Here is a 21092-nt window from a genome sequence, read left to right on the forward strand (position 1 = left end):
CCGTGATCAGTACAAAGGCATATCGGGTTCGACGTCGCGAACCCAATGTTTCATGCCGCCTTGCAGAACTTTGGTGTTGGCGAAGCCGGCCGCCAGCAGGGTGCTGGCCGCTTGCTCGGCGCGGGTTCCGGCGTAGCAGATCAGGTAGTGGGTGTTGTCTCGGCTGAGGCTGTCGAGCTGACCGTCCAGTTCGGCGAGGGGGATATGCACCACGCCCGGCAACTTGCAGACCTCCAGTTCGCTGGCGTCGCGCACGTCCAGCAGTACGTCGGCGCTGCTGTGGCGTTCGAGCAGTTGTTTGAGTACCCGCGGCTTGATGTAGCGCTCTTCGGCCAGGCTGGGCTTGCTCGGTACGGCGTCGGCGCAGACTGTCGGCGCGAGGGGGGCGCTGTGGCGCAGTTCCGAACAGCACGGGCAGTCGGCGCGGCGCTTGAAGCGGATCTCGCTGAATTTCATCGCCAGTGCATCGAAGCGCATCAAGCGGCCGGACAAGGGTTCGCCGATGCCGATCAGCAACTTGATCGCCTCGGTCGCCTGGATCATCCCGACTACCCCCGGCAGCACGCCGATCACTCCGCCGGCGCTGCAATTGGGCGCCAGTTCCGCTGGTGGCGCCTTGGGGAACAGGCAGCGGTAGCAGGGCCCGCCTTTGTAATTGAGCACGCTGATCTGCCCGTCGAAACGGTAGATGGCGCCGAACACCAGGGGTTTGCCCAACTGCACGCAGGCGTCGTTGACCAGGTAGCGCGTGTCGAAATTGTCGGTGCCATCGATCACCAGGTCGTAGGCGCCGACCAATTCCAGGGCGTTGTCGGCGGTCAGCGCGGTGTCGTGGGCATTGATCTGGATGTGGCTGTTGAGGTCTTGCAAGCGTTGCTTGGCGGACGCGACCTTGGACATGCCCAGGGTGCTGTTGCCGTGGACGATCTGGCGTTGCAGGTTGCTGCTCTCGACCACATCGAAATCCACCAGCCCCAGGGTGCCGATGCCGGCTGCCGCCAGGTACAGGCTGATGGGCGAGCCCAGGCCGCCGGTGCCGATGATCAGCACCTTGGCTTTTTTCAGGTTCAACTGGCCTTCGCGACCGACGCCGGGCAGGGTGATATGGCGCACGTAGCGCTGCACTTCTTCATTGCTCAGGCCGTCGACGTCAATGCCGCCGGAGGTGGCGAGCAACACTTCGATTCTGGCCTTTTCCGGTAGCCGGTCGTCCGCCTCGATCAATGCTTCCTCAGCAGTAAACAGGAAGTGTTCCTTGAGCTGGTTGTTGTTCTCGTGGAACAGGTGCATACGCAACTGCGGGTGGCTGTCGCAGAGGTTTTCAATGACTTCGCGCAATGTCGATCCGGTGCCCTCAAGGGTCGATTCCGGCAGCTTGGCCACGCGAACCAGAATGTCGGGGAAAGAGACAGCGTTCATGGACAACTCCGTGTGCAGGTCGTTGAGGGGTTGAAGGGCGAAATGCTTGCCATCCCAGGCAAACAGCTTCGAGCCCAGGGCCTGGCCCTGGCGAACATCCACCACCAGGTAGCTGACGGGGTAGATCGGCTCGCCCATGAACAGCGCCTTGTCCTGGTCTTCGTCGCTGAAATAGGCACCGACATCAGGGTGGGAGTGGTAGATCACCACCACCGGGTTGTCGCTGCGAAGTGCCTTGTTCAGCAGCAGCGTGTCAGCCACGGAAAAGGTGTAGCCATTGGCCGCGCTGCGCGGGTACATCTCGGGGTTCTTGCGGTGCAGCTCGTTCTGGATATTGCGGCCCAGGTACACGCTGCCGTCGGCGAAGACGAAGCCACAGCATTCCTCGGGGTAGCTGCGGCTGGCGTGGGCATAGATCTGTTCCAGGGCTTCTGGGCGGAGGACGTCCATGTTTCTCTCGCGTTCAAAGAGGCTCAATTTTTCTTGGCCATGAGTTTTTCGATGGGCAACTTGGTGATCGCAAAACCGGCCAGCAGAATGGCCGAATACAGCATGAGGTCGCGGGAAATCGCCACGCCTTCGTACCAGGCGCCGATGATCACCGCGAACACCGGGAAGATGATGAACACGAACGAGAGGATGATCGGGCTCAGGCGCTTGAGCAGCATGAAATACACGATGAACCCGCCCACCGATGCGACCAGGCCCAGGTAGAACAGGGCGCCCCACGAACGCAGGGTGATGGCTTCGAAAGTCGGTGTTTCAAACCACAGGCCGGCTACGAACAGCATCAGCCCGGCGATCCCGATGGGCAGTGTGTTGTAAGTGATCACGCTGATCGCGCTGCCTTTTTGCTTGGTAATGACGTAGCACAAGGCATGCATGATCGCGGCGCTCAGAATCGCCAGTACCCCGAAGAACTCGGCATGGTCCAGGTGCAGGCCCTGGCTCCTGATGATCATGTAAAGGCTGCCGAAGCCGATACCGATGCCGACCACCTGGGAAAAGTAGATGCGCTCGCGCAGGAACAGCGCGGAGAAAATCAGGATGAACACCGGCATGCAACTGAACAGCAGCGCGGTGAGGCCGGACGAAACATGCATTTCGCCGTAGTTGAGCAGGTAATAGGGCACGCTGAAGTAGGACAGGGTCACGAACACGAAGAACCAACGGCTTTCCCGGGGGAACAGGATCGGCTCGCGGCGCACCATGGCAAAACACAGGAACAGCGGGAACGCGATCAGGAAGCGCAAGCCGGCGGAGGTCAGCGGCGGCACGCTCTCCACGGCGATTTTGATGCCGAGCCAAGTGGTACCCCAACTCAGGCAAACGATGAGAAACATCACACTGGTCACCAGGCCGGCCAACCACTGTTTTTGAGTTTTGGTTTTTGCAGCGTTTTCGAGAACGGCGGACATTGGCATCGTTTATTGCTTCCCTGAGCCGGAATTGAACTCTATATTGAACTTGTAATGAGTTATTTTTTTCGGCGATTGAACCCGTAAAAGCACACTATTAGGGCTAAAGATGGCTGTCAAAACAAATATTGACATGGTGTCAATTATGCGTGAGGGGTTGTCCAATGGGCAGGGCGTCAAGTACAAGCGCCTGTCCGATGTTATGGAACGGGGCATCCTCGAGGGCTTGATTGAACCGGGACGGAAACTGCCGCCCCATCGGGTACTTTCCGACAATCTGGGGGTGACCATCGGCACCATCAGCCGGGCCTACGGCGAGCTGGAACGCCTGGGGTTGGTGGTGGCACGGGTAGGTGACGGCACGTTCGTGCGCAAGCGTGGGATGGAGCGCCAACGGGATGAAGGTTTCCGCAACTTCAGTGAGGAGCCGCGCCAATACTTCGACATGAGCCGCAACATGCATATTCCGGGGCAGGAGACGGTGTTCCTGGCGAAGAGTTTCCAGACCCTGTCGACCAACGCCAAGTTTCTCCAGGACATCAGTGCCTACACGCCGGACGCCGGCCTGCCGCGTTACCGCGAAGCGGGCGCGCAGTGGCTGGTGCAGCGCGATTTTCATCCCATCCCCGAGCAGGTCATTTGCGTCAACGGCGGCCAGCACGGGTTGCTCTGCGCGATGATGGCGCTGCTGCGCGCCGGCGACACGGTGGTCACCGAGCAACTGACGTATCCAGGGCTGATCACCGCCGCGCGCATGCTCGGTGTGCGCCTGATCGGCCTGGAGATGGATGAAGAAGGTGTGCTTCCCGGGGCACTCGATGAAGTCTGTCGCAATCACCGGGTTTCGGCGTTGTACTGCACGCCCACCATCCAGAACCCGACCACTGCAGTGTTATCGGTCGCACGCCGCGAGGCGCTGGTCAAAGTCTGTCGTGAGCACAACCTGCTGATTCTTGAGGATGAAGCCCACGGTGTGCTGGTGGAAGACCGACCGCCGCCCCTGAGCTATTTCGCGCCCGAGCGTACGATTTTGATCAGCAGCTTGAGCAAGGCCGTGTCGGCGGGGCTGCGTGTCGGCTATGTGCATGCGCCGCCGGCATTGGTCAGCCGTATTTCGGCGGCGCTGCGTTCGACTTGCTGGATGGCCACGCCAGTGACCCTGGAACTGGCGACCCAGTGGATCGAGAACGGCACGGCGGAATACCTGCTGCGCCAGCAGATCAACGAGATCAGCCGGCGCAAGGCGTTGGTGCAGGGCCTGTTGGCCGGCCTGGAATACCGCACGCACCTCAATAGCCCGCACTTCTGGATTGAAGTCCCGGAGCCTTGGCGAGCGTCGGAAATCGAGGCCGAACTCAAGCAGAATAATTACCTGATCGCCACCGCCGAGGCGTTTGCCGTGGGGCAGACCGCAGTGCCGCAGTTTATCCGGGCGAGTATCTGCAATACGTCGGGAGATGATCAGTTGTTGCGGGCGGGGTTTGATGCGCTGGCCACTGCGTTGGGGCAGGGCGGTGGGCGCTTCCACCTTTAGGCGCGTTCACCGAATTATCGTTCATCGTGAGCAAGCCCGCTCCCACCTTTGGAATGCATTTTCCTGTGGGCGCGGGCTTGCTCGCGATGGCGTCGGTTCAGATAAGCAGATTATTTAAAGCGGCGTTCGACGCCTTTCTCCACCAGAATTTTCGCCGAGATCTCTTCCACCGAGAAATGCGTGGAATTGATGTGCGCAATGTTCTCTCGACGGAACAGGTTTTCCACTTCGCGCACTTCGAATTCGCACTGGGCATAGCTGGAGTAGCGGCTGTTGGGCTTGCGCTCGTTGCGGATGGCCGTCAGGCGGTCCGGGTCTATGGTCAGCCCGAACAGCTTGTGCGAATGCGTGCGCAGGGCGGTCGGCAGCGTCAGGTGTTCCATGTCGTCTTCGGTCAGCGGGTAGTTGGCCGCGCGGATGCCGAATTGCATGGCCATGTACAGACAAGTCGGGGTCTTGCCGCAGCGCGACACGCCCACCAGGATGATGTCGGCCTTGTCGTAGTAGTGGGTGCGGGCTCCGTCGTCGTTGTCGAGGGCGAAGTTCACCGCCTCGATACGCTCCATGTAGTTGGAGTTATGCCCAATGGAATGGGACTTTCCGACGGAATAGGAGGAATGTTCACTCAACTCTTGTTCCAGCGGCGCCAGGAAGCTCGAGAAAATGTCGATCATGAAACCATTGGACGTAGCAAGGATCTCACGAATGTCTTGATTGACGATGGTGTCGAAAATGATCGGACGAAAGCCGTCTTTTTCTGCCGCCAGATTGATTTGTTGTACCATGGCCCGCGCTTTATCCGCGTTGTCGATATACGGCCGCGTGAATTTGGCGAAAGTAACGTTTTCGAACTGCGCGAGCAGGCTTTGGCCCAGTGTTTCGGCTGTGATGCCGGTGCCGTCGGAAATAAAGAAAGCAGATCGTTTCATTTGAGCCCTGGGCCTTAAGCTGATGGCGAATCTTGGATATGATAGGCGCGATTTTGCCGTCCCTCTGTGGGCCGCATTCTCACTTATTTTCCAGGTCCAGGCCACAAGCGCTGGCGAATGCTCCTACTGAGCAGCCGGCGTCCTGAGCTTTTCCAATACAGAAAGTGGAGAGATCACCTTGGTAGAGTACGTAGTTTCCCTCGATAAGCTCGGCGTCCATGATGTGGAGCACGTAGGGGGCAAGAACGCATCCCTCGGCGAGATGATCAGTAATCTTGCAGGCGCTGGCGTCTCGGTGCCAGGTGGTTTTGCCACCACCGCCCAGGCTTACCGTGATTTTCTCGAACTGAGCGGCCTCAACGCCCAGATCCACGCCGCGCTGGACGCTCTGGACGTCGATGACGTCAACGCCCTGGCCAAGACCGGCGCCCAGATCCGTCAGTGGATCATGGAAGCTGAGTTCCCCGAGAAACTCAACGAAGAAATCCGCACGGCGTTCGCCACGCTGTCGGCCGGCAACCCGGACATGGCTGTCGCCGTGCGCTCCTCGGCCACCGCCGAAGACTTGCCCGACGCCTCTTTCGCGGGCCAGCAGGAGACCTTCCTCAACATCCGCGGCGTGGAAAACGTGATCCGCGCAGCCAAGGAAGTGTTCGCTTCGTTGTTCAATGATCGCGCCATTTCCTACCGCGTACACCAAGGTTTCGACCACAAGCTGGTGGCCCTGTCTGCCGGCGTGCAGCGCATGGTGCGTTCGGAAACCGGCACCGCCGGTGTGATGTTCACCCTGGATACCGAATCGGGCTTTCGTGACGTAGTGTTCATCACCGGTGCCTACGGCCTCGGCGAAACCGTCGTACAAGGCGCGGTAAACCCGGATGAATTCTACGTACACAAGGGCACCCTCGCAGCGGGTCGCCCGGCCATCCTGCGCCGTAACCTGGGCAGCAAGGCCATCAAGATGATCTACGGCGACGAGGCCAAGGCCGGTCGCTCGGTGAAAACCGTCGACGTGGATAAGGCCGAGCGCGCGCGCTTCTGCCTGACCGACGCTGAAGTCAGCGAGCTGGCGAAACAGGCGATGATCATCGAGAAGCACTACCAGTGCCCGATGGACATCGAGTGGGCCAAAGACGGCGACGACGGCAAGCTGTACATCGTGCAGGCGCGTCCGGAAACCGTGAAGAGCCGCACTTCGGCCAACGTCATGGAACGCTACCTGCTCAAGGAAACCGGCACTGTGCTGGTGGAAGGCCGCGCCATCGGTCAGCGCATCGGCGCCGGCAAGGTGCGGATCATCAAGGACGTGTCCGAGATGGACAAGGTCCAGCCCGGTGACGTGCTGGTCTCCGACATGACCGACCCGGACTGGGAACCCGTGATGAAGCGCGCCAGCGCCATCGTCACCAACCGTGGCGGGCGCACCTGCCACGCGGCGATCATCGCCCGTGAACTGGGGATTCCTGCGGTAGTCGGTTGCGGCAACGCCACCCAACTGCTCAAGGATGGCCAGGGTGTGACCGTATCCTGCGCCGAAGGCGATACCGGCTTTATCTTCGAAGGCGAGTTGGGCTTCGACATCAAGCAAAACTCCATCGATGCGATGCCTGACCTGCCGTTCAAGATCATGATGAACGTCGGCAACCCGGACCGTGCCTTCGACTTCGCGCAACTGCCGAACGCTGGTGTGGGCCTGGCTCGCCTGGAATTCATCATCAACCGCATGATCGGCGTCCACCCCAAGGCCCTGTTGAACTACGACGGCCTGCCGCCGGAAATCAAGGACAGCGTCGACAAGCGCATCGCCGGCTACAACGACCCGGTGGGCTTCTATGTCGAGAAGCTGGTGGAAGGCATCAGCACCCTGGCCGCGGCGTTCTACCCGAAAAAGGTCATCGTGCGTCTGTCGGACTTCAAGTCCAACGAATACGCCAACCTGATCGGCGGCAAGCTTTACGAGCCGGAAGAAGAAAACCCGATGCTGGGCTTCCGTGGCGCCTCGCGTTACATCAGCGAAGCGTTCCGTGATTGCTTCGAACTCGAGTGCCGCGCCCTCAAGCGCGTGCGCAACGAGATGGGCCTGACCAACGTCGAGATCATGGTGCCGTTCGTCCGTACCCTGGGCGAAGCGAGCCAGGTGGTGGACCTGTTGGCCGAAAACGGCTTGTCCCGTGGTGAAAACGGCCTGCGCGTGATCATGATGTGCGAGCTGCCATCCAACGCCATTCTGGCCGAAGAGTTCCTGGAGTTCTTCGACGGTTTCTCCATCGGCTCCAACGACCTGACCCAGCTGACCCTGGGCCTGGACCGCGACTCGGGGATCATCGCGCACTTGTTCGATGAGCGTAACCCTGCGGTCAAGAAGCTGCTGGCCAACGCCATTCAGGCCTGTAACAAGGCCGGCAAGTACATCGGCATTTGCGGCCAAGGCCCTTCCGATCACCCTGACCTGGCCAAATGGCTGATGGAGCAGGGCATCGAAAGCGTCTCGCTGAACCCCGATTCGGTGCTGGAAACCTGGTTCTTCCTGGCGGAAGGCCAAGCGTCCGCCTAAGGTCGACGCGTCAAAAGTGCCGGTCAATCGTCAGGTTGGCCGGCATTCTTATCTGTACAGGGCGGAACTCCTTCCGGACGCCGCCCTTTTTTGTGCAAGAGCATTATGCAAAGCAGCAGCAACCTGTTTCCCGTCGCCCTGATCAGCGCTGAACGTCGTGGCGACCTGAGTGAAGATGTGTACCGGCTCAAACCCGGCAACAGCCCCGACGGCACCGTCGAGCTGGCCGTGACGCGTCTGGGCCTGGCCGATGTCGCGCAAAACCGCGGCATCCCTGTGATTTTGTTACATGGCAGCTTTTCCAACCGGCGCTTCTGGTACTCGCCCAAAGGTGTCGGCCTGGGCGCCTACCTGGCACGCCAGGGGTTCGATGTGTGGATACCGGAAATGCGCGGCCACGGCCTGTCCAAGCGCAACCAGGACTACACCCGCAATCGGGTCGCGGACTACGCCCGCTACGATTTGCCGGCCATCGGTGCGTTCGTGCGCGAACAGAGCGCGCAGATTCCCCACTGGATCGGGCATTCCCTTGGCGGCACCACCCTGGCGGCGGCCTTGGGTGGCCAGTACCTCGGTGCGCCGGCGGTGGCTTCAGTGGCGCTGTTCGGCAGCCAGGTCAGTCGCACCTACTGGCCGTTGAAAATTCCACCGCTGGAGTGGGGCGCTCGCTTGCTCCTGAAGCGCTTTGGCCAGTTGTCCGGCCCGCGGCTCAAGCGCGGCCCCGAGGACGAGCCGGTGGGCGTGATGATCGAGAGCATGCGCTGGCATGGCCTCTTCGGCCGGTTTGGCGAGGCCGGCCGTGATTGGTGGAAAGGCCTGGCGGAAGTCGACGTGCCGCTGCTGGTCGTCAGTGCCGCCGGCGACCAGCAGGACCCGGACTGGGCCTGCCGCAAGCTGTACGAACAAGTCGGCTCGGCGCCGCGGCAATACCTGCGCCTGGGGCGCCAACAAGGTTTTACCGGGGATTTCGGGCATGTGGAGATGTTGGTCAGCAAAGCGGCCCAGGCCGAGGTCTGGCCGTTGGTGGCGCAATGGCTGAAAGATCCGCTGACACCATTGTTGGGTGCTCAGGCTGATGCATTGGTCGTAGTTTGACGCAGCGCTCTGCCAAGGGCGTTTCGCTCGTCTTTGGTTGCGGCTAAGATATGACGCGTTAAATGCTTCTGGTCATATTCAGTCGCGCAGTGGCTATTGCGTAACGGCGAAACGGATGGGATGTTTTGCTGCTGCTTCGGCCGGCGCCTCTTTCGAAAGACACGTCTTTGACAGAAAGGAAATTTTCAATGAACCACTACGTCACTCCCGATCTTTGCGACGCCTACCCGGAACTGGTGCAGGTGGCCGAGCCGATGTTCAGCAACTTCGGCGGCCGCGATTCCTTTGGCGGCGAGATCGTCACCATCAAATGCTTCGAAGATAACTCCCTGGTCAAGGAGCAGGCCGACCAGCCAGGCGCCGGCAAGGTGCTGGTGGTCGACGGTGGTGGCTCCCTGCGTCGCGCGCTGCTGGGCGACATGATCGCCGAGAAAGCCGCGAAAAACGGTTGGGAAGGGCTGGTGATCTACGGTTGCATCCGGGATGTCGACGTCGTCGCCCAGACCGACCTCGGCGTGCAGGCGTTGGCCAGCCACCCGATGAAGACTGACAAGCGCGGCATTGGCGATTTGAACGTGGCAGTGACCTTTGCCGGTGTGACATTCCGTCCGGGTGAATACATCTACGCCGACAATAATGGCGTGATCGTGTCGCCCAGCCCGCTGAAAATGCCCGAATAAACCGCAATAACCGACAGGGGTGAGGATGTTCGAGGAAGAAAACGCGCAGTGGGGCCTGGTGCATGCCCTGGTGCTGGATGGTAAAGGCGGTGCGCGTTCGATTGCCCGAACTGAGCTTGACCAATTGCAACTGCAGCCCCAGGAAAGCCTGTGGCTGCATTGGGATCGCAGCCACCCGCAAACCCAGACCTGGCTGCGCAAGGCCAGTGGCTTGAGTGAGTTCGCCTGTGACCTGCTGCTGGAGGAGAACACCCGCCCGCGCCTGTTGCCGTTGCCGGACGCGGAACTCCTGCTGTTCCTGCGCGGGGTCAACCTCAACCCTGGCGCTGAGCCGGAAGACATGGTTTCGGTGCGTATCTTCGCCGCTGCCAGCCGGGTGATTTCCCTGCGCTTGCGCCCGTTGCGCGCCACCGATGAGTTGCTGGTGCAGTTGGCGGATGGCAAGGGGCCAAAAACCGCGTCTGAACTCATCCTGTATATGGCGCAGTACCTGACGCACAAAGTCCAGGACCTGGTGTCCGACCTGTCTGAAATCGTCGACGTAGAGGAAGAAAAACTCGATACCGACGAACGGTATACCCCGGAGCATGGCAGCATTTTGCAGATCCGTCGGCGAGCGGCCGGGCTCAAGCGATTCCTGGCGCCGCAGCGGGATATCTTTGCCCAACTGACGCGGATCAAATTGTCGTGGTTCTGTGATGACGATGCCGACTATTGGAACGAATTGAACAACAGCCTGACCCGCTACCTGGAAGAACTCGAATTGACCCGGGAGCGCGTGGGGCTTGTGCTGGAGGCCGAAGATCGGCGCTTGAGCGTACGCATGAACCGTACAATGTACCGCTTCGGGATCATCACCGGGATCTTCCTGCCGATGAGTTTTCTGACCGGCTTGTTAGGTATCAATGTGGGGGGCATACCGTTCTCCGCCAGTCCTTATGGATTTGTGATTGCCTGCCTGTTGATGGTCTCGGTGGCGCTCGGACAATGGTGGCTATTTCGACGATTGCGCTGGGTTTGAGCTGAATATGACCTGAACGTAGGAAGGGGCCGATGTGACCTCAGGAATTTAACCCTCGTCTTTTAAAACACTTGCGAGAGGTCTTTATGCACGATCCGTTCGAACAGTCTTTGCGTGACATGCTCAATGCTTCGCCATCCAACCGGGATGACGATGCCTGCCTGGGCCGCGTGTTGAAAACCGCCAACCGTCAGGTCGGGGCGGGGGATCTGTTCGGTCTGCTCGGTCGTTGGCTGCCGGCGTTGATGATGGCCCTGAACAATGGTTCGGCCCACGTCTCGCCGGTTTCCCGTCGTAAACCTCTTGCTCGCACTGCTGATAAGGCTGATTGAATATGGAACTTGATCTCTGGACCCAGAGCCTGGTCACCGCGATGACCGCATTGTGGACCAAGGTGGCGAATTTCATTCCCAACCTGTTTGGGGCGCTGGTCCTGGTATTGCTGGGTTTTGTCGTGGCCAAGCTGCTCGACACCCTGCTGTCCAAGCTGCTCGCCAAACTCGGTCTGGACCGCTTGATGGCAGGCACCGGCCTGACCAAGCTGCTTGGCCGCGCCGGGCTGCAGGTGCCGATCTCGACCTTGATCGGCAAGATCGTTTACTGGTTCGTTTTGTTGATTTTTCTGGTTTCTGCGGCTCAATCCCTTGGCCTTGAGCGAGTTTCAGCTACGCTGGACATGCTGGCACTGTATCTACCGAAAGTATTCGGCGGCGCGCTGGTGCTTCTCGTCGGCGTTCTGCTTGCGCAATTGGCCAACGGGCTGGTACGCGGGGCCGCTGAAGGCGTCGGGCTGGACTACGCAGCAGGCCTGGGGCGAATCGCTCAGGGGCTGGTGATCATCATCAGTATTTCCGTCGCGATCAGCCAGTTGGAGGTCAAGACTGACCTGCTCAACCACGTGATTGTGATTGTTTTGATTACCGTTGGTCTGGCCGTTGCGCTGGCCATGGGTCTGGGAAGTCGGGAAATTGCCGGTCAGATTCTGGCGGGAATCTATGTGCGTGAGTTGTATCAGGTAGGGCAGCACGTGCGTGTGGGCGAGGTCGAGGGGCAAATCGAGGAGATCGGTACGGTCAAGACAACTGTGCTGACCGATGACGGCGACCTGGTGTCGCTGTCCAATCGGATTCTCCTGGAGCAGCAGGTCAGTAGCCGCTAACCCGGCAAACCCTGCTAATGTACGCCGCCGCGAACCCGGGTGACCGGGCTGTGGCGGACATTGACCTGACTGTCGGCACGACTTGTTTTGAATAAAGCCCAAACGCTGTCCACGCGCTATGACCCCCGTGAGCTCTCTGATGAGGAGTTGGTCGCGCGCGCACACACGGAGCTGTTTCACGTAACACGCGCGTACGAAGAATTGATGCGCAGATATCAACGCACTCTGTTCAACGTTTGTTCAAGGTATTTAGGGAACGATAGAGATGCGGATGATGTCTGTCAGGAAGTGATGCTCAAGGTGTTGTATGGCCTGAAGAACTTCGAGGGCAAATCGAAGTTCAAGACATGGCTCTACAGCATCACGTACAACGAGTGCATCACGCAGTATCGTAAGGAACGGCGAAAGCGTCGCTTGATGGACGCCTTGAGTCTGGACCCCCTTGAGGAGGCGTCTGAAGAAAAGACGCCGGCACCCGAGGAGAAGGGCGGACTTGATCGCTGGTTGGTGCATGTGAACCCGATTGACCGCGAAATTCTGGTGCTACGTTTTGTCGCAGAGCTGGAATTTCAGGAAATCGCTGACATCATGCATATGGGTTTGAGTGCTACAAAAATGCGTTACAAACGTGCTCTTGATAAATTACGTGAGAAATTTGCGGGCGAGACTGAAACTTAGTGCGTGGCAAATATCTCTTACGTGTAGGCAAGTTCTGTTAGACTTGTCGCCGAGTTGTCCCCCGGTTTGTGGGACTGCTTTACAATCACCAGATGGGGATTTAACGGATGAAACTGAAAAACACCTTGGGCTTGGCCATTGGTTCTCTTATTGCCGCTACTTCTTTCGGCGTTCTGGCACAAGGCCAAGGCGCAGTTGAAGGCGAGCTGTTCTACAAGAAGCAGTACAACGATAGCGTCAAACATATCGAAGACGGCTTCAACCCAGGCGCTCGCATTGGTTATTTCCTGACCGACGACCTGTCGTTGAACTTGTCCTACGACAAGACCAACCACACCCGTTCGAACGACGGTACCGGTAGCCAGAAGATCAAAGGCGATACCAGCAGCCTCGTGGCCCAGTATCACTTCGGTCAAGCTGGCGTCGACTCCCTGCGTCCATACGTAGAAGGCGGTGTCGGTCACCAGAGCCGTGGCAACGTTCGTGCTGATGGCCACAGCGGTCGCGACCAAACTACCCAGCTCATCGCTGGTACTGGCGTGAAGTACTACTTCACCAACAACCTGTACGCTCGTGCCGGTGTTGAAGCTGACTACGCACTGGACAACGGCAAGTGGGATTACTCCGCACTGGTCGGCCTGGGTGTGAACTTCGGCGGTAACGCTGGCGCAGTTGCTCCAGCTCCTACCCCAGCACCAGCTCCAGAGCCAGTTGCAGAGCCAGAAGCTCCGGTTGCTCAGGTTGTTCGTGTTGAGCTGGACGTTAAGTTCGACTTCGACAAGTCGGTTGTTAAGCCTAACAGCTACAGCGACGTGAAAAACCTGGCTGACTTCATGGCTCAGTACCCAGCTACCCACGTAGAAGTGGCTGGTCACACTGACTCCGTGGGACCAGACGCCTACAACCAGAAGCTGTCCCAGCGTCGTGCTGACGCTGTTAAGCAAGTTCTGGTTAAAGACGGCGTAGCACCTAGCCGCATCACCTCGGTAGGTTACGGCGAATCCCGCCCAGTTGCTGACAACGCAACTGAAGCTGGTCGCGCTATCAACCGTCGCGTAGAAGCTGCTGTTGAAGCTCAAGCTGCTCAGTAATTACTGAGTAGTAGAAAAAAACCCGGCTTCGGCCGGGTTTTTTTCGCCTGGAGTTTGCCTCAGGCGCTGGCTGCCGCTGCGACGCTCGCTGCTTGCGAGGTGGCGGCGACACTGCCGATCACCAGGATCGCCGGGCTCTTCAGGGCGAACGCCTGCGCATCCTCGTGCATCTGCGACAAATGGCTACGGCACTCCCGCTGCTGCGGCAATGAGGCATTTTCGATCATCGCCACGGGCATATCCGCGGCCATCCCGCCTTCCAGCAACTGCTGACGAAGCTCTTCCAGCTTCGCCACTCCCATATAGATCACCAGCGTCGTCCCGCCTTCCGCCAGCGCGCGCCAATTAAGGCTGCTGTCGTCCTGGGTGTGCGCTGTGACCAGCGTCACGCCGCGGCTGACACCACGCAAGGTCAGTGGAATCGCGCAGTTCGTCGCGCCCGCCAGCCCGGCTGTGATCCCGTTGACCAACTCGACTTCGACGCCGCGTTCGCGCAGCCACATCGCCTCTTCGCCACCGCGCCCGAAAATGCACGGGTCGCCGCCCTTGAGCCGTACCACGCACTTGCCCTGGCGGGCGTAGCGCAACATCAGGCGGTGGATGAAGTCCTGCGGCGTTGAGCGGCAGCCCCCACGTTTACCGACGGTGATCACCCGCGCTGCCGCGCAGTGTTCCAGTACCTGCGGGTTGACCAGATCATCGATCAGCACTACATCGGCGCAGTTCATCGCCCGAACCGCCTTGAGGGTCAACAGCTCCGGGTCGCCAGGGCCCGCGCCCACCAGCCAGACTTTTGCGTTCATGTGTTTTCCCTCGTCTAGAGATGACGTCAGCGGTGAAAGAGTAAGTAAAGAAGCGCCAGATTGATCAGCATCGAGAGCAACCCCAGGGTGCGCCAGACCTTCAAGGGTTCCCGCTCCAGCAACGGCCGGGGGCGGACACTCAGTTCCCGTCGGTCTGCCTGCTCCAGCACCAGCAGCCATTCTTCGGCGGTTTCATAACGTTGTGCAGGTTGAGCCGCCACCGCGCGCTCGAGGCTGAGCGGTAACCAGTCCGGCAGGTCGGGGCGGTAGCGGCTGGCGCTGACCGGTTGGGAGAATCTGGGCCGTTGGAAAGCCTCAATTTCACCGTAGGGGTAATGCCCAGTTAGCAAGTAATAGAGGCTGACACCTACGCTGTATAAGTCTTGTTGGGCTGTGGGACGGTCGCCCTGGAACGCTTCGGGCGCGATAAAGCTTGGTGTGCCGGGCAGTATATGCGCGCGATCCTCGGAGAGACCCGGGCAGTAGGCCAGGCCGAAATCCAGTACGCGCAACTCACCATCGTCACCTAGCAGCAGGTTCTCCGGTTTGATGTCACGGTGCAGTATTTGCCGACGATGCAACAGGCCCACCGCCCGCAGCAAGCGTTCGGCCACGAATTGCCATTGCGCCAGGGGCAATGGGCCCTGTTGCAGGAATAATTGCGCCAGGGTTTGCCCCGGATATTCACGCATCACGTAGTACAAGTGCTGACGCCCGCTGGCCGCGTGGACTTCAGGAAACGCGCGCCCGGCCACCCGCCGCAGAAACCATTCCTCCGACAGCAAGGCTTGACCGGCGTCATTGTCGTCGTCACGGCTGAGAGGCAGGGTTTTCAGCAACCAGGGTTGCTGCTGGGCATCGCGGACCCGGTACAGCAACGATTGGCGGCTTTGCGCCAATACGCTTTCCACCTGCCAGCCTTCGAACTGTTGCCCGGCTTTCAGCGCGGGTGGCAGCGGCCATTGCTGCAATTGCACCAGCGCGTCGCCCAGGGTCGCGGCGCCGAGTTTATCGATGCGTACCAGCAGGGCACTGGCGTTGTCCTGGCTGCCGGCCAGGTGTGCGGCGGTGACCAGGGTGTGTACCGCCAGATCGAGGTCGGTCTGCTCGCGCAGGATCGCACTGATGCTGTGATCACCCAAAGTCGCCCACACCCCATCGCTGAGCAGCAGGAAGCATTCGCCCTCGCGCAATTGGCCGTCGAGAAAATCCAGCACCAGGTGTTGATCCAGGCCGAGCGCGCGCTTGAGCACATGCTGCATGCCCGGCTGTTCCCATACATGATCTTCGCTGATGCGCTGCAATTCGCCGTCCAGCCAGCGATACGCCCGGCAGTCGCCGACGTGGGCCAAGGTGAAGCGTTGCCCGCGAAACACCAGGGCACTGAGGGTGGTCAGCAACGGCTGGCCACCGCCATTGGCCCGCAGCCAGCGATTCTGCGCCAGCAATAGACGTTCGAGCGCCTGGGCCACACCCCAGGTTTGCGGTGTGGCGTAGTAGTCCAGGGCCAACGCCTGCAAGGTCGAGCGTGCGGCCAGACCGCCGTCGGCGCATTGGCTGACACCGTCGGCGATGGCGCACAGGTAACCCTTGCTCGCGGCCAGCTCCGCCAGGGGCGTGACCACGCGCAGGGCGTCCTGGTTCTCGGCGCGCGGGCCGATGGCGCTGGCCTGGGCGACGCTCAGGTGCAGGCTCATCAGACGCGCGCGGCGGTCACGGCAGCCGAGCCCCAGGTGGTTCTCCAGCGGCGCTTGACGCCGTGCAGGCCGAACCAGGCCAGTACGCCAAGGCTGGCGAACAACCACAGGGCCAGTTGATAGCTGCCGGTGCTTTGTTTGATCGCACCCATGCCTGCTGCCAGGGCGAAACCGCCGATACCGCCGGCCATGCCGATCAGGCCGGTCATTACGCCGATCTCACGGCGGAAACGCTGGGGCACCAACTGGAACACCGCGCCATTACCGGCGCCAAGGCCGAGCATGGTGCAGACGAACAGTGCCAGGGCCGCGTAGGAGCTGGGCAAGTTGAAACCCACCGCAGCGATGCAGATCGCCGCCACGCTGTACATGCCCAGCAACGTGCGAATCCCGCCGAAACGGTCGGCCAGGGCGCCGCCGAGTGGGCGCATCAGGCTACCGCCGAACACGCAGGCGGCGGTGTAGTAGCCGGCGGTCACCGGGCTCAGGCCGTATTGGTCGTTGAAGTAGCCGGGCAGGGCGCTGGCCAGGCCGATAAAGCCGCCGAAGGTCACGCTGTAGAAAAACATGAACCACCAGCTGTCACGGTCGCCGAGGGCCTTGAAGTAGTCGGCCATGGATTTGGCCTTCGGGCGTTCGGGGGCATTGCGCGCAAGCCAGGCGAAGATGATCAGGGTCAGGATCAACGGAATCAGGGCGAAACCGAACACATTGCTCCAGCCGAACGCCGCTGCAAGCACCGGTGCCAATATGGCTGCGAACACAGTGCCCGAGTTGCCGGCGCCGGCGATGCCCATGGCTTTGCCCTGGTGCTCCGCGGGATACCACTGGGACGCCAACGGTAGGGCGACCGCGAAGGACGCTCCGGCCATCCCCAGGCACAACCCCAGCAACAGGGCTTGTTCATAGCTGTGGATGCCGAGTTTCCAGGCGCCGAAGAGTGCGGCGATCACAATCACCTGGCCGATCAGCCCGGCGGTCTTGGGCGAGAGTCTGTCCGCCAGCATGCCCATCAGAAAACGCAGCACCGCGCCTGCCAGGATGGGAGTCGCCACCACCAGGCCGCGTTGTTGCGTGGTCAGGTGCAGGTCGGCGGCGATCTGCACCGCCAGCGGGCCCAGTAGGTACCAGACCATGAAGCTCAGGTCGAAATACAGGAACGCGGCAAACAGGGTCGGGGTGTGCCCGGATTTCCAGAAGCTTGATTTCATCACGCACCTCAACGGTTGGGAGTCTTGTAAGAAGGCCTGGTGATGGAACAGCCGGCTACGGCCGCCCCACCGGCCCCGTGTCAAAGGGCCAAAACAAAAAAACGCCGCCACCGGGTCCGCGAGGGCAAACCGGGTGTGCGACGTCTTTGTCGTGAAGGGGCAACCGCCGTTGGTTACCTGTGTTGAATACTTAGCAAGTCCCGGGCCAATCTGCCGTAGCCGCTGTCGAGGAGGGTTAGCCCAGCAACTCGCTCATGGCGATGATCTGCTCCGCCACCTGGATCAGTTTCTGCTGGCGGCTCATGGCCTGGCGGCGCATCAGGGTGTAGGCCTCTTCCTCGTTGCAGTTCTTCATTTTCATCAGCATGCCTTTGGCCAGTTCGATGCGCTTGCGCTCGGCCAGCTGTTGATCGCGGGCCTGCAGCTGGGCGCGCAGGGCCTGGTCGCTTTCGAAGCGGGCCATGGCCACGTCGAGGATCGGCTGCAGGCGTTGGGCCTGGATACCTTCGACAATGTAGGCGCTGACGCCGGATTTGATGGCCTGGCGCATGACGTCCGGGTCGTGTTCGTCGGTAAACATCACGATCGGACGCGGTCGGTCGCGGCTGACCAGCACCACTTGCTCCATCACATCGCGGCCGGGTGACTCGGTATCGATCAGGATTACGTCCGGCCGCACCGTTTCGACGCGCGCAGGCAGATCGATGGTCAGGCCCGACTCATCGATCACCTCAAACCCGGCCTCGGTCAGTGCCGCCTTGAGGCGCCCGACCTTGCGCGGTGTGTCGTTGATCAACAGGATTCGCAACATATCGGTCCTCCTGTCAGCGCAAGGCGTGGCGGCTGGTGTGGTCGGCCAGGGCATGGAGGCGGAAGCTGCGGGCGTAGGCGGCGGGGGCGGAGCCATCCCAGATCTTGCCGTCGATCAGTTGGCTGCTGCGCATGTCCTGGGCGTTCGCGGTGACGCCGACGGCATCGGCTGCCTGGCGATACAGCTCCAGTTGCTGTACTTGGCGGGCAATGCCGAGGTAGTCCGGGTCTTCGCGCAACAGGCCCCAGCGGCGAAACTGGGTCATGAACCACATGCCGTCGGAGAGGTAGGGCACGTTCACCTCGCCATCGGCGAAAAAGCGCAGTGCGTGGGGATCTTGCCACTGGTTGCCAAGCCCATCGTCGTAAGTCCCGAGCAGACGCGGCTCGATGCAGTCGAGTGGCGCGTCGAGGTACTCGCGGGCGCTGAGCAGCTGCGCGGTGGAACGGCGGTTTTCGTGGCTCGCCTCGATAAAGCGGCTGGCCTCCAGAATCGCCATCACCAGTACGCGGGCGGTGTTGGGGTATTGGTCGACGAACGCTTGGGTGCAGCCGAGCACCTTTTCCGGGTGGTCCGGCCAGATCGCCTGGCTGGTCGCCAGGGTGAAGCCCTGGTTCTGCTTCACTGCACTGGCGCTCCAGGGTTCGCCGACACAAAAACCGTCGATGCGCCCAGCCAATAGGTGCGCCACCATTTGCGGCGGCGGTACCACCACACTGTTCACATCCTGCAATGGATGGATACCTTGGCTCGCCAGCCAGTAATACAGCCACATGGCGTGGGTGCCTGTGGGAAACGTCTGGGCGAAGGTCAGTTTTGTTCGGCTTTGGTGCACGTGGCGATCCAGTGCCTCAGGAGTGACCACCCCTTGCTGTTGCAGGTCGTGGGACAGGTTGATGCTCTGCCCGTTCTGGTTCAGCCCCATCAGTACCGCCATATCGGTGGCGGCCACGCCGCCGATGCCCAGGTGTACGGCGTAGATCAGCCCATACAGGCTGTGGGCGGCATCCAGTTCGCCGCTGACCAGTTTGTCGCGCAGGTTGGCCCACGACGACTGACGCTTGAGGTTCAGTGTCAAGCCATAGGGTTGCGCGAAGCCCTGGGTGGCCGCGACCACCAGCGAGGCGCAATCGCTCAAGGCCATGAAGCCCAGGTCGAGGCTGCTCTTTTCCGGGGCGTCACTGCCGTTGACCCAAGCCAGCGGGTCGTTTATCGGGCTGTTGCCGTCCGAATCGTTCATCAACACCTACCTTTTCGTTCAAAAAAAAGCGTCGCTCCCTCAGATGGCGGCGCGAGCCATTGCGGGTAACGACGCCTTTGTCCGTAAGCCCGCTCCGACGTTGGCGCGCGCTCTGATACAGAGTGCATAGCAAGGCACATGCCACGGGCGGAACGGCGCGCTACGCCGTCAACTTTCCATCAAGATTGAAACGCCACAGGCTTTCAGTATGGCCGCTTCCCTATGCCAGACTGCCCAGGAAACCCCACGGTGTACGCTGATTCTCCGACAACGATGGCCGCCCATCGGCTGTGCCGCTGGCTGTTTTACGCGGTGTTGATGCTGGGCTGTGCGTCTGCCCGGGGTGAGACTTACCAGGCGCGGGACGAAAGCCTGCACACGTTTTTCAGCGCGTTGTCGCTGCCTCTCGGCCTGCCGGTCGTTGTCAGCCGGTCGGCGGCTCGGCAACGCGTTGACGGAACCTACGATTTCAGCCGGGCACAGCAGGTGCTGGAGGCGGTAGCCGAGCAGCATCACCTGATCTGGTACAGCGACGGGCAGGTGCTCTACCTCTACGCAGCAGATGAAGCGAAGAGCTCGGCGGTGACGCTGCGGCATATTTCCGTCTCAAGGCTGCGCGAGTTCATGCGTCGCTCGGGGCTCGATGAGTCCCGCTACCCGCTGCGGGAGAGCGGGGGCCGGATGTTCTATGTGTCCGGGCCGGCGAACTATGTCGACCAGGTGCTGCACCTTACGCAATTGATGGACCGCCAGCGGGCCGCGCTCCGTGTGGGCCAGCAGGCGTTTGGCGTGGTGCAGGTGCTCAATACCCATGTGGCGGACCGCGAGTACGTGATGGGCGAGGAAAAGGTCAATGTGCCGGGCATGGCGTCGCTGATCGAGACCGTGCTTTCCCGCGAACAACAGGCCCCCGCGCAACGGCCGCCCGGCTTGCTGGCCGACAAGAGCCTGGCCGTGATTCCTTACCCGGATACCAACAGCCTGCTGATCAAGGGCAAGCCTGCTCAGGTGCGTTTTATCGAGCAATTGGTGGCGGAGCTGGATGTGCCCAAGCGCGCGATCGAGGTTTCGCTGTGGCTGGTGGACGTGGACCGTGACGAACTGAAGAAAATCGACCAGGCCTGGGCCGAGGAAACCCACACATCAACTTCGGCGACCCGGGTGCTGGAGCCGTTGGAGGACAATCGCCTGATGGCGCAGATCGCCGTGCTGGAGCGACGACGGCGCGCGCGGGTGGTGACACTGCCGGTGATTCTCACCCAGGAGAACGTTCCTGCGGTGTTCCAGGATAACCACACACTCTACGTGCCGGGGCCCGCCGTCGCTCGCACCGACTGGAAACCCATACGCTATGGCACCCAGGTCAGCGCGTTGCCGCGGTTTGCCGAGGCGAACGAGATCGAGATGCTGCTGAGCCTTGAGGATGACCGCCAGATGGGCGAGGCGGGGCGGCGTCAGAAAATGACCGCGGTCGGGAGGGTCAGCGTCAGCAGTGTCGTTCGGATGCCGCAGGGGAAACGCCTGTGGTTGGGCGGGTTTCGCCGGGATGTTGATGCGCAGGGGCGTGCCACTGCGCGTGGCCAGCGTGCCGAAGTACGGCTGTTTGTGATTCAGGCCCGGGCCGTGGGCAACGAGCTCAAGACCCTGGATGGCACCGTCGGGCCGCCACCGCTGACTCAGCCGCAATACGAACGGGTGCAACGTGCGTTTGTGCGGTCGATTCGCGATGTCGATCAATGAGGTAGGCGCTCG

At 60.8% G+C, this 21092-nt stretch carries 18 protein-coding genes; 10 read left to right on the plus strand and 8 right to left on the minus strand.

Translation table 11 applies throughout. From position 1 onward, the window contains the following. Positions 1-6 precede the first annotated feature (6 nt). Both moeB and C5F70_RS02055 read right to left on the minus strand, forming a co-directional pair. Positions 7-1869: a molybdopterin-synthase adenylyltransferase MoeB gene (gene moeB / locus C5F70_RS02050; protein WP_102617604.1), complete on the minus strand. Its 1863-nt coding sequence runs from the start codon at positions 1867-1869 to the stop codon at positions 7-9. A gap of 23 nt (positions 1870-1892) precedes the next feature. Continuing rightward, positions 1893-2786: a DMT family transporter gene (locus C5F70_RS02055; RefSeq protein WP_162231523.1), complete on the minus strand. Its 894-nt coding sequence runs from the start codon at positions 2784-2786 to the stop codon at positions 1893-1895. Between the two features lie 160 nt (positions 2787-2946). Between C5F70_RS02055 and C5F70_RS02060 the strand changes: the two genes are divergently transcribed. Then, a complete protein-coding gene (locus C5F70_RS02060) occupies positions 2947-4371 on the plus strand; it encodes a PLP-dependent aminotransferase family protein (protein ID WP_104902642.1) in 1425 nt (474 codons plus the stop codon). Between the two features lie 110 nt (positions 4372-4481). Here C5F70_RS02060 and C5F70_RS02065 read toward each other — a convergent pair whose 3' ends face one another. Continuing rightward, entirely contained in the window at positions 4482-5300 is an 819-nt protein-coding gene (locus tag C5F70_RS02065; RefSeq protein WP_017845204.1) for a pyruvate, water dikinase regulatory protein, read from the minus strand. A gap of 178 nt (positions 5301-5478) precedes the next feature. Here C5F70_RS02065 and ppsA point away from each other — a divergent pair, with 178 nt between their 5' ends. From ppsA to C5F70_RS02105, 8 genes are all read left to right on the plus strand, one after another. Next, entirely contained in the window at positions 5479-7854 is a 2376-nt protein-coding gene (gene ppsA / locus C5F70_RS02070) for a phosphoenolpyruvate synthase (RefSeq protein ID WP_026139809.1), read from the plus strand. A 105-nt stretch (positions 7855-7959) separates the two neighbouring features. After that, a complete protein-coding gene (locus C5F70_RS02075) occupies positions 7960-8949 on the plus strand; it encodes an alpha/beta fold hydrolase (RefSeq protein ID WP_046382424.1) in 990 nt (329 codons plus the stop codon). Between the two features lie 188 nt (positions 8950-9137). Next, complete coding sequence (gene rraA, locus C5F70_RS02080; protein ID WP_017845207.1) at positions 9138-9629, plus strand: ribonuclease E activity regulator RraA; 492 nt, start codon at positions 9138-9140, stop codon at positions 9627-9629. 25 nt (positions 9630-9654) lie between these two features. Next, positions 9655-10650: a zinc transporter ZntB gene (locus tag C5F70_RS02085; RefSeq protein WP_017845208.1), complete on the plus strand. Its 996-nt coding sequence runs from the start codon at positions 9655-9657 to the stop codon at positions 10648-10650. Positions 10651-10736: 86 nt separating this feature from the next. Then, positions 10737-10982 carry a hypothetical protein gene (locus C5F70_RS02090; RefSeq protein WP_005790375.1) on the plus strand — a complete coding sequence of 82 codons (246 nt, stop codon included), beginning with the start codon at positions 10737-10739 and terminating at the stop codon, positions 10980-10982. 2 nt (positions 10983-10984) lie between these two features. Next, the gene (locus C5F70_RS02095; protein WP_017845209.1) at positions 10985-11809 is read left to right on the plus strand and encodes a mechanosensitive ion channel domain-containing protein; all 825 of its coding nucleotides are present in this window, start codon (positions 10985-10987) and stop codon (positions 11807-11809) included. A gap of 87 nt (positions 11810-11896) precedes the next feature. Continuing rightward, positions 11897-12487 carry an RNA polymerase sigma factor SigX gene (gene sigX / locus C5F70_RS02100; RefSeq protein ID WP_017845210.1) on the plus strand — a complete coding sequence of 197 codons (591 nt, stop codon included), beginning with the start codon at positions 11897-11899 and terminating at the stop codon, positions 12485-12487. Positions 12488-12594: 107 nt separating this feature from the next. Further along, the gene (locus C5F70_RS02105) at positions 12595-13578 is read left to right on the plus strand and encodes an OmpA family protein (RefSeq protein WP_017845211.1); all 984 of its coding nucleotides are present in this window, start codon (positions 12595-12597) and stop codon (positions 13576-13578) included. Between the two features lie 59 nt (positions 13579-13637). Here C5F70_RS02105 and cobA read toward each other — a convergent pair whose 3' ends face one another. The 5 genes from cobA to C5F70_RS02130 form a co-directional block, all read right to left on the minus strand. After that, on the minus strand, positions 13638-14381 hold the full coding sequence (cobA, locus tag C5F70_RS02110; protein ID WP_104902643.1) for a uroporphyrinogen-III C-methyltransferase: 744 nt from the start codon (positions 14379-14381) through the stop codon (positions 13638-13640). Between the two features lie 26 nt (positions 14382-14407). Next, positions 14408-16078, minus strand: coding sequence for a bifunctional protein-serine/threonine kinase/phosphatase (locus tag C5F70_RS02115; RefSeq protein ID WP_104902644.1), 1671 nt, complete (start codon positions 16076-16078; stop codon positions 14408-14410). After that, positions 16078-17289, minus strand: coding sequence for a NarK/NasA family nitrate transporter (locus C5F70_RS02120; RefSeq protein WP_017845214.1), 1212 nt, complete (start codon positions 17287-17289; stop codon positions 16078-16080). The genes C5F70_RS02115 and C5F70_RS02120 overlap by 1 nt, the downstream gene beginning before the upstream one ends. 235 nt (positions 17290-17524) lie before the next feature. Next, complete coding sequence (locus tag C5F70_RS02125; protein ID WP_017845215.1) at positions 17525-18100, minus strand: ANTAR domain-containing response regulator; 576 nt, start codon at positions 18098-18100, stop codon at positions 17525-17527. 13 nt (positions 18101-18113) lie between these two features. Beyond that, positions 18114-19340, minus strand: a complete 1227-nt coding sequence (locus C5F70_RS02130) for a CmpA/NrtA family ABC transporter substrate-binding protein (protein WP_079444505.1) — start codon at positions 19338-19340, stop codon at positions 18114-18116. 273 nt (positions 19341-19613) lie between these two features. Between C5F70_RS02130 and sctC the strand changes: the two genes are divergently transcribed. Beyond that, entirely contained in the window at positions 19614-21080 is a 1467-nt protein-coding gene (gene sctC / locus C5F70_RS02135; protein ID WP_102617610.1) for a type III secretion system outer membrane ring subunit SctC, read from the plus strand. Positions 21081-21092: the final 12 nt, after the last annotated feature.

This window comes from Pseudomonas sp. LH1G9 (assembly GCF_002949975.1).
In the GTDB taxonomy this organism is placed as follows: domain Bacteria; phylum Pseudomonadota; class Gammaproteobacteria; order Pseudomonadales; family Pseudomonadaceae; genus Aquipseudomonas; species Aquipseudomonas veronii.

Excerpts from the sequence above, each read along its gene's own strand:
- moeB (WP_102617604.1), bottom strand. The coding sequence starts at position 1,869 with ATGGACGTCCTCCGCCCAGAAGCCCTGGAACAGATCTATGCCCACGCC.
- C5F70_RS02060 (WP_104902642.1), top strand. The coding sequence starts at position 2,947 with ATGGCTGTCAAAACAAATATTGACATGGTGTCAATTATGCGTGAGGGG.
- C5F70_RS02065 (WP_017845204.1), bottom strand. The coding sequence starts at position 5,300 with ATGAAACGATCTGCTTTCTTTATTTCCGACGGCACCGGCATCACAGCC.
- C5F70_RS02075 (WP_046382424.1), top strand. The coding sequence starts at position 7,960 with ATGCAAAGCAGCAGCAACCTGTTTCCCGTCGCCCTGATCAGCGCTGAA.
- rraA (WP_017845207.1), top strand. The coding sequence starts at position 9,138 with ATGAACCACTACGTCACTCCCGATCTTTGCGACGCCTACCCGGAACTG.
- C5F70_RS02085 (WP_017845208.1), top strand. The coding sequence starts at position 9,655 with ATGTTCGAGGAAGAAAACGCGCAGTGGGGCCTGGTGCATGCCCTGGTG.
- C5F70_RS02090 (WP_005790375.1), top strand. The coding sequence starts at position 10,737 with ATGCACGATCCGTTCGAACAGTCTTTGCGTGACATGCTCAATGCTTCG.
- C5F70_RS02095 (WP_017845209.1), top strand. The coding sequence starts at position 10,985 with ATGGAACTTGATCTCTGGACCCAGAGCCTGGTCACCGCGATGACCGCA.
- C5F70_RS02105 (WP_017845211.1), top strand. The coding sequence starts at position 12,595 with ATGAAACTGAAAAACACCTTGGGCTTGGCCATTGGTTCTCTTATTGCC.
- cobA (WP_104902643.1), bottom strand. The coding sequence starts at position 14,381 with ATGAACGCAAAAGTCTGGCTGGTGGGCGCGGGCCCTGGCGACCCGGAG.
- C5F70_RS02115 (WP_104902644.1), bottom strand. The coding sequence starts at position 16,078 with ATGAGCCTGCACCTGAGCGTCGCCCAGGCCAGCGCCATCGGCCCGCGC.
- C5F70_RS02120 (WP_017845214.1), bottom strand. The coding sequence starts at position 17,289 with ATGAAATCAAGCTTCTGGAAATCCGGGCACACCCCGACCCTGTTTGCC.
- C5F70_RS02125 (WP_017845215.1), bottom strand. The coding sequence starts at position 18,100 with ATGTTGCGAATCCTGTTGATCAACGACACACCGCGCAAGGTCGGGCGC.
- C5F70_RS02130 (WP_079444505.1), bottom strand. The coding sequence starts at position 19,340 with ATGAACGATTCGGACGGCAACAGCCCGATAAACGACCCGCTGGCTTGG.
- sctC (WP_102617610.1), top strand. The coding sequence starts at position 19,614 with ATGGCCGCCCATCGGCTGTGCCGCTGGCTGTTTTACGCGGTGTTGATG.